Source organism: Dolichospermum sp. UHCC 0352, assembly GCF_009711925.1.
GTDB lineage: Bacteria > Cyanobacteriota > Cyanobacteriia > Cyanobacteriales > Nostocaceae > Dolichospermum > Dolichospermum lemmermannii.
In genome coordinates, this window is sequence record NZ_VIKY01000026.1 from 1 (window position 1) to 7,285 (window position 7,285).

Sequence of the window (7,285 nt, forward strand, 5' to 3'; positions counted from 1 at the left end):
TTTATCTTCCAAATGCTTCGCCCCTACTAACAAATCTCGTTTCCAAATAGGCAACAACACCAGCGTCTTTCAGCTTAATCATCTATGCTAAAAGTTATGCACTCAACCGCTAATTCCACTATACCAAAATCAGCTTGGGAGGATTTAAGTCAACTCCCAGCCTCGAGTACAATTCAATGGGAAAATATCAAAACTCAGTTAGATTTAGTGCTATTAGCCCTAGAGACCTTAACTGGCATTGGTTCAGAGGCAATGCTATCAGCCGCAGTTAGTCTGGATTTAGAATCAAAAGTACCAGATCGGGTAGCCCTGTGGCGATTGCGGCAATCGAATCCCCTTCGCAAAAGTCAAGGAGGACGAAAAAAATTAGATGTAGAAGAAGCGCGATCGCTAGTTTTAATTATCTGTTATCTCGCCAAGCAGCACCAGGAATTAATTCGCCGGGCTGTCGGTTTATTAGAGCAGATGACAGCAAATAAGCAACAACCTCACCAAACTGCGTTATTGGGAGATTATATAGATAGTTTTTGTAATACTTACCAAGAACGCATGGAAGAGGAAGAAGCCACTCCTGGGGATATACTTACCCACCTAGCCCTAAAACTGTTAATAAATTTACTCTTTTATAGTGCCGGCGGTGGACACCGTCGTTTGTGGTTAGCACTCATAGACCTTTCCACAAAATAATTTGTGATTTGCGATTTTCACTCCCAATCTAAAATCCAAAATTCCCTATTTTTTTCGTTGAAATTGTTGTTATGTCTCTATCAAATCCTGTCATTCGTCGCTATACCCCCCCCACTTGCACACTAGAAATCTGGGCGGAAAACTCCCCTTTGTCCCGGTGGACAGACAAAACTATTATTAATGATCCTAGTTTTCGTCTGCAATTTGATGATCCACAACTACCAGAAGCACAGAAAATTATCATCCAGGGTGATCACCAGCAGCTAGAAGTTTTATGTAATATTGTTACTACTTACGTTCAAAAGCTGCTGCAACAATCTGCCGAAGATTTTAGTATCACTTTAGCAGGTAATGATTATCCCCATACAGGATCAGAAGCAGCTCCAGAATCGCCCGATATTCCCCCGTCTGCCTTTCCTACCCAAAATTTACGATCCTTTAACACTCAAATTCCCCAAACGAAAGTTTATTTAGAATCTAGTAGTAATTTAACTCACAAACTCTTTTTTGGTGATCTTGCTAACCAGACATCTGGACAGGTAATTAAACTGAGTTTACTACAACTATTTGATTTAGCAACAGCTTTAGATGAATACACATCTGATATGATTGTTTTACCAACTACTAGTAGTCAAACTGTCAGGCAGAATCTACCTAAGTGGGCCCCTATAGCCGCAGTTTTGGTATTAGCAGCCGGCTTAACACCATTTACCTGGCAATATGCCAAGAATATTCAGAAAAATCGGCAGAGAATAGCTAAAAATAGTCCTGAGTCCGTCAAACCAGTGGCGATAGAACCTTCTGTACAAGACACTACAGCAACGCCGCCACTCCCTTTAATCACGCCTCAGCCCCAACTGATACCACCACTTACTAACTTTAGTACGCCCTTACCGCCGCTTTCCGTTCCTAATACAACTATCCCTGGGACACCAACCACAACATCTCAGCCGTCATTAACCATACCATCCGATACTTCTTCCTATCCTATTCCTCGACAAATTCTTGATAGCCCGAAAGTAGCAAAAGCCATACCAAATTCTTCAAGTATTCTGGCTAAAAAAGGCATGAATACCCCTAAATCTCAGAATTTGCCATCTAATATTTCCCCACCATCTCAGTCTGTTGCCACTATCCCCAACAATAGTTTTAGTAATCTTCCTAACATAATTCCCACTCCTTTTGCTCCGGAATTACCGCAGGATACTGTAGGTATCGCTACGCCAGATCAGCCATCTCCAGCGGAAAATAAAGAGAATTTAATTAGGAAATTAAGAACTGCAACTAAAACTACGTCAGGTACACAAGTTACTAATAATAAGACTTTATTTGATACACCTCAAGTAGCAGAAGCGAGAGAATACCTCAACAAACGTTGGCAACCACCAACTGGTCTCTCTCAAGCCTTAGAATATAGTTTAACATTGGGTATTGATGGTACAATTGAAAAGATTTTGCCCTTAAATAAAGTTGCCAGAGAATACATTGATAGTAGTGGCATTCCCCAAATTGGGAAACCTTTTGTTTCTACTAATAAATCTGGGCAAAACTTGAGAATACGAGTTATTCTCAATCCTGATAGTAAAGTGCAAATATTTCCAGAAACACCATAGGAATTAAAAGAATGCAGAATTTAGAATTTAGAATTTAGAATTACGTTTTGCAACGGGGATTTTACCCCGACGCAAAACCCGCTGCTTGTAGAAGCAGGGGACTTTAACCCCCAAAGGTAAGTTAAAAATTATAAAAAAAGGGAACGGGGAACAGATAAGAAACTTTGGTTCTGAGTTCAGAGCTTCAGTCAAAAAAAAGATGTTTTTAAAAGATGCGTAGCCCGAAAAAAACAGTGTCATTATTTCAATTTCATGTTTTTAAACATGAGTTTTTTCTGTTCCCTGTTGCTTCGGAGTTCCCTCTGAACTAATAATTTTGCTTCGATTGCTCTTTGCTAAATTATAAAATCTAAATAGGTTAATTAGAAGAGGACATTTTATCTAGGAAAATCTTGGTGGTACTATCTTCTACTCTCGTATAAATATAAGTTTCCGGCTCTTTGATTTTGTGAGTTTTGAAGATTTTTTCGGCACGCTCCCATAAATCTGCATCCTCACCATAGGGAATATTATTAAATCCCTTTAATTCAAAAAATATCGGTCTTTTTCCAAAAAATGTAGCACCGACAACGCATTCTCTAATATTAATTGTTTGATCGGGTTGAAAATAATCAGGAACAGAAAATTCCTCCTCAATTTCACATCCACCTTCAATCAAATCAATCTCTGGATTAGCTTGCATAAATTCCAACCGCGACTCTAGATGATAGGGTTTATAGGTATCGTCACTGTCAATAAATGTGATATAGTTTCCAAAAGATGCTTGAATACCCGCATTTCTGGCGTAAGCGGCTTTCCGATTTTGATGTTTCAGATAACGGATATGACTAAATTTTTGTAGGTAACTATTGACAATTTCAAAAGTATGATCTTGGCTACCATCATCAACTACAATTAATTCAAAATCCTGAAAAGTTTGTTGAAGGACGCTATTTATGCAATCGTTTAAGTATTTTGCCCGATTGTAGGTACATAAAATAATCGAGATTGTCGGCTTAGGGTCAAAATTTATACTAGGCATTTTTTTGAGGTTGAACAAAAGTTCCCTGAAATTAGGTATAACTCGCATATTATACGTTATTTATGGATTACTATAAAAATCACCCATTTGTTCAAAATCATTAAATATTATGAATCAAAATCAGTTTATTCAACAAGAGTTAAATCCTCAAATTACAGTTGTTATGCCAGTGTATAATGGCGAAAAGTATCTTGATACAGCAATCAAGAGTATTTTAAATCAAACGTTTACGAATTTTGAATTTGTCATTGTAGATGATGCTTCAACAGATAGCAGCGCAAGAATCATTAATTCCTATAAAGACAAACGCATCAAATTAATTCAAAACAATGTTAATTTGGGGATACCCACAACTAGAAATAAATGTTTGCAAGAATCATCAGGTGAATACATTGCTGTTTTAGATTGTGATGACTATGCATATCCATCAAGATTAGCAGAACAATTTGAGTTTATGGAAAATAACCCAGACTTTGGTATGGTTGGGTCTTGGGTTGAATTAATGGATGATCATGATAATTTGACGGGTGAAGTATGGAATGAGGAAGAACCCGATCAAAAAATTCCTTGTAGGCTGTTATTCCATAACTATTTTGCTCATTCAGCGGTTTTGATGAGAAGAAGTGCAATCAACGCAGTTGAGATAAATGGAGAGGTTTATAGAAAAGATTATCCAAATGCTCAAGACTATGATCTATGGGTAAGAATATCAAAAAAATTCAAAGTTTGGAATCTTCCCAAAGTTTTAATTAAATATCGTGTACATTCTCATTGTATAAGTCTAAAAGCCGCAAATTTAGTTGAAAAATTGACCTGTAAAATAGTTACTGATCAAATCAATGATTTAGGTATTCAACCCACGGATAAAGAATTAGCATTACATAGACAAATAGGATCTTATAATCCCCAGGAAATTGATACATCTATAGAGTACATGAAAGAAGTAGCAAATTGGTTGACAATACTCAGAAATGCTAATAATGAAACAGGTTTATACAATCATCATGATTTTAATCAAGTTCTAGCAGATTTACAGTTATTTATATTTTGTCATTGTCTTAAACAACAAGAAATGAAACTACACAGATTAGAATTGATTACCTCATAGCAATACCTTGTCCAAATTGGAAAAAGCCTTGATTTGTAGGTTAGGTTAAGCGACAGCGCGACCCAACACCCCATCACAAAGAGGCCTATGTCTATGGGGAAAAATGCAATATTCCTTGTTCAGCGTCTAATATTGCTTTTACCCCCACAGGTAAAGCAGCATTGGGGCTATCATGACCAAAGGGGAGATTAGAAACTATGGGAATACCCAAATCACCCAAACAATCGCGCAATACTTCCTCTACAGTAAAACTAGGTATATTAGGTGGGGCTTCACACTTAGTAAACCCTCCCAAAGCAATACCACGAACTTTAGATAAAGCCCCGCTCAAACGCCACTGTGTCAACATCCTATCAATGCGATAAGGTGTTTCTGTCACATCTTCCCAGGCTAATATTACACCATCGAGGTCGGGTAAAATCGGTGTTCCTAAAAGATGGGTTGCTACTGTCAGATTACCAGGAAGCAAAATTCCCGTACTTGTTCCACCACCCCAACCACAACCTTTTAAAGGTGCGAGGGGACGACCTTCTACTATGTCCAATAGCCTTTGGATTGACCATTCTGGCTCATTGGCTAGGGTAGTCATGACGGGACCATGTACACTGGCAATTCCGGCGTTGTAGAGACTCCAAAGCAGGGCTGTAATGTCAGAAAAGCCGATTAACCATTTAGGGGTAATGGTATTTTCTTGCCAAGTCCAATCTTCTAAAATCCGGCTACTACCAAAACCACCTCTCGCGCAGAGAATACCCTTACATTCTGGATCTTGCCATGCTGTGGCTAATTGCTGACGACGGTGGGCATCTGTACCAGCTAGATAACCATGTCTATCATTGAGATTGTCGCCAATTTTAATCCGATAGCCGTGGGACTTCCAAATTTCCACACCTTGATTAAAAGCCTCAACTTCTCGCAATGCACCACTGGGGGCAATGACGCGCAGTAAATCACCGGGTTTGAGGGGTGGGGGTTTGAGGGTAGATTTGAGATTTTGAATGTTAGACATCAAGAGAATTACTGGCGGTTGTTAAATTTAAATTAGATCAAGAATCCACGGTAAAAGCCATACTGTAAGAGACTCTTAACTCTTAACTCCTGACTCCTGACTCCTGACTCCTGACTTCTGTGATAGTAGGTTTCTGATTTCCGCCGATATTTTCCCGTTGGTTAATTAAATAAATACTGATTAAGGTCAGAAAAACCCCAAACCATTGAATAGTAGTCAGGACTTCATTGAGAAAAATATAACCAAATATTAAAGCAAAAACGGGTGTGAGAAAAGTCAGAGAACTTAAACTGGTGAGATTGCCACTAGAGGCAAAGTAGAAAAATAATCCGTAAGCGATCGCACTGCCAAATACAGTAGCATAACTTAATGCCAACCAGTCCGATAGGACAAGATTTTCCCACTGTTGAGATTCTAATACTGAAGAAATTCCCCACAAAGGCAAGCCACCGATAATTGTATGCCATCCTGTAGCTGTTACTGGATCTACATATCGGCACACAAAGCGAATCATCACTGTTCCCACAGCCATTGATAAAGCTGCCAGTAACATTAACCACTCACCACTATCAAATAACTGTTGCCAATTATCTGTAGAGATGGTGATTCCTGATGCAAAAAGATGGAAAATCAACTCTTGAGGTAAACCAATCAAACTAATTCCTGTGATTCCCAAACCTAACCCTAACCATCCCCATAATCCAATATGTTCTTGAAATAACCACAGGGAAAGTAAAGCTACTGCTAGGGGTTGGGAGTCTATCATGACCGAACCTAAACCAGCATTGGTTCTGACTAAACCTTCAGCTAAAAAGCCTTGAAATAAAGTGCCATCAACTAAAGCAAATATAATAATCCACAACCACCCTAACCAACTTTGAGGTTGAGGTTTACCCATAAATGCAGCCACCATGAGAATTAACACCCCCGCAGGTATTAATCTGACTCCAGCCATAAATAGGGGTGTGGTGTGAGGAATTACGCCTTTCATTGCCACCATTGCTGTACCCCAAAGGAAAAAAGGAGCAATTAATAGTAGATACGCGAGGGGATTTTTAGATCCACTGAGTTGCACTTGCATGAGATGATTGTGGTTTTTATGAATAGATGAAAAAATTAGTTTAACTGATTTTACGGTTTTTAAAGTCTTGGTGAGTGGAAATAAGATTTTAATAAGTATTAACCGCAGATGAACGCAGATGAACGCAGATAAAGATGGATGAATTCAGGGATTTTAGGATGCTGTTAGGAGAATGTATGATTACAACTAAACCCAGGGTTGAAGATAGTTTTGGGATGACATTAGCACCATTGTCTGTGGAAGAAATCTACAGTCAGGCAGATAATCCTGCTAATGGTGCGGTGGTAGTAATGAGTGGTATGGTTCGTAATCAAACTGATGGTAAGTCTGTGGTAGCTTTGGAATATCAAGCTTATGAACCAATGGCTTTGCAGGTATTTTATCAAATTGCTGATGATATTCGTGATCAATGGCCTGAGGTGAGTCGGGTGGTGATATATCATCGCATTGGTAGATTGTCTGTTGGGGAAATTAGTGTGGTTGTGGCTATCGGTTGTCCTCATCGTGGTGAGGCTTTTGCCGCTTGTGAGTATGCTATTAATACATTAAAACACAATGCGCCGATTTGGAAAAAGGAACACTATAGCTTGCTGGGTGAAGATGGTTCTCCAATAGCAGAGTCTAGTTGGGTATCTATTAAAGATTGTAAACACTGAGAGGATGTTTGAAAAGTTTTGAATGTATAAATTGACCCCTCTCCAAACCTCTCCCCGACGCGGGGAGAGGCTTTGAAAACCCCATTCCCTGGTAGGGAAGGGGGCAGGGG

At 39.0% G+C, this 7,285-nt stretch carries 7 protein-coding genes; 4 read left to right on the forward strand and 3 right to left on the reverse strand.

Annotated elements, in window-relative coordinates:
• Positions 1-84 precede the first annotated feature (84 nt).
• Both FJR06_RS01630 and FJR06_RS01635 read left to right on the forward strand, forming a co-directional pair.
• On the forward strand, positions 85-687 hold the full coding sequence (locus FJR06_RS01630) for a DUF3038 domain-containing protein (RefSeq protein WP_015079733.1): 603 nt from the start codon (positions 85-87) through the stop codon (positions 685-687).
• A 71-nt stretch (positions 688-758) separates the two neighbouring features.
• A complete protein-coding gene (locus FJR06_RS01635; RefSeq protein ID WP_168650489.1) occupies positions 759-2,300 on the forward strand; it encodes a DUF4335 domain-containing protein in 1,542 nt (513 codons plus the stop codon).
• A 358-nt stretch (positions 2,301-2,658) separates the two neighbouring features.
• Here FJR06_RS01635 and FJR06_RS01640 read toward each other — a convergent pair whose 3' ends face one another.
• Complete coding sequence (locus tag FJR06_RS01640) at positions 2,659-3,321, reverse strand: glycosyltransferase family 2 protein (protein WP_168633527.1); 663 nt, start codon at positions 3,319-3,321, stop codon at positions 2,659-2,661.
• A gap of 109 nt (positions 3,322-3,430) precedes the next feature.
• Between FJR06_RS01640 and FJR06_RS01645 the strand changes: the two genes are divergently transcribed.
• Positions 3,431-4,429: a glycosyltransferase gene (locus tag FJR06_RS01645; protein WP_168650491.1), complete on the forward strand. Its 999-nt coding sequence runs from the start codon at positions 3,431-3,433 to the stop codon at positions 4,427-4,429.
• Positions 4,430-4,520: 91 nt separating this feature from the next.
• Here the strand turns inward: FJR06_RS01645 and FJR06_RS01650 are convergent, their stop codons facing one another.
• Entirely contained in the window at positions 4,521-5,438 is a 918-nt protein-coding gene (locus FJR06_RS01650) for an LD-carboxypeptidase (protein WP_168650493.1), read from the reverse strand.
• 82 nt (positions 5,439-5,520) lie between these two features.
• The gene (locus FJR06_RS01655; protein WP_015079738.1) at positions 5,521-6,519 is read right to left on the reverse strand and encodes a DMT family transporter; all 999 of its coding nucleotides are present in this window, start codon (positions 6,517-6,519) and stop codon (positions 5,521-5,523) included.
• A gap of 176 nt (positions 6,520-6,695) precedes the next feature.
• On the opposite strand from FJR06_RS01655, the gene FJR06_RS01660 reads away from it, so the two are divergent.
• Positions 6,696-7,175: a molybdenum cofactor biosynthesis protein MoaE gene (locus FJR06_RS01660; RefSeq protein ID WP_041458331.1), complete on the forward strand. Its 480-nt coding sequence runs from the start codon at positions 6,696-6,698 to the stop codon at positions 7,173-7,175.
• Positions 7,176-7,285 lie beyond the last annotated feature (110 nt).

What these genes read in the sequence shown, in the direction of transcription:
- FJR06_RS01655 (WP_015079738.1), bottom strand. Translation starts at nt 6,519, where the DNA reads ATGCAAGTGCAACTCAGTGGATCTAAAAATCCCCTCGCGTATCTACTA.
- FJR06_RS01645 (WP_168650491.1), top strand. Translation starts at nt 3,431, where the DNA reads ATGAATCAAAATCAGTTTATTCAACAAGAGTTAAATCCTCAAATTACA.
- FJR06_RS01630 (WP_015079733.1), top strand. Translation starts at nt 85, where the DNA reads ATGCTAAAAGTTATGCACTCAACCGCTAATTCCACTATACCAAAATCA.
- FJR06_RS01640 (WP_168633527.1), bottom strand. Translation starts at nt 3,321, where the DNA reads ATGCCTAGTATAAATTTTGACCCTAAGCCGACAATCTCGATTATTTTA.
- FJR06_RS01650 (WP_168650493.1), bottom strand. Translation starts at nt 5,438, where the DNA reads ATGTCTAACATTCAAAATCTCAAATCTACCCTCAAACCCCCACCCCTC.
- FJR06_RS01635 (WP_168650489.1), top strand. Translation starts at nt 759, where the DNA reads ATGTCTCTATCAAATCCTGTCATTCGTCGCTATACCCCCCCCACTTGC.
- FJR06_RS01660 (WP_041458331.1), top strand. Translation starts at nt 6,696, where the DNA reads ATGATTACAACTAAACCCAGGGTTGAAGATAGTTTTGGGATGACATTA.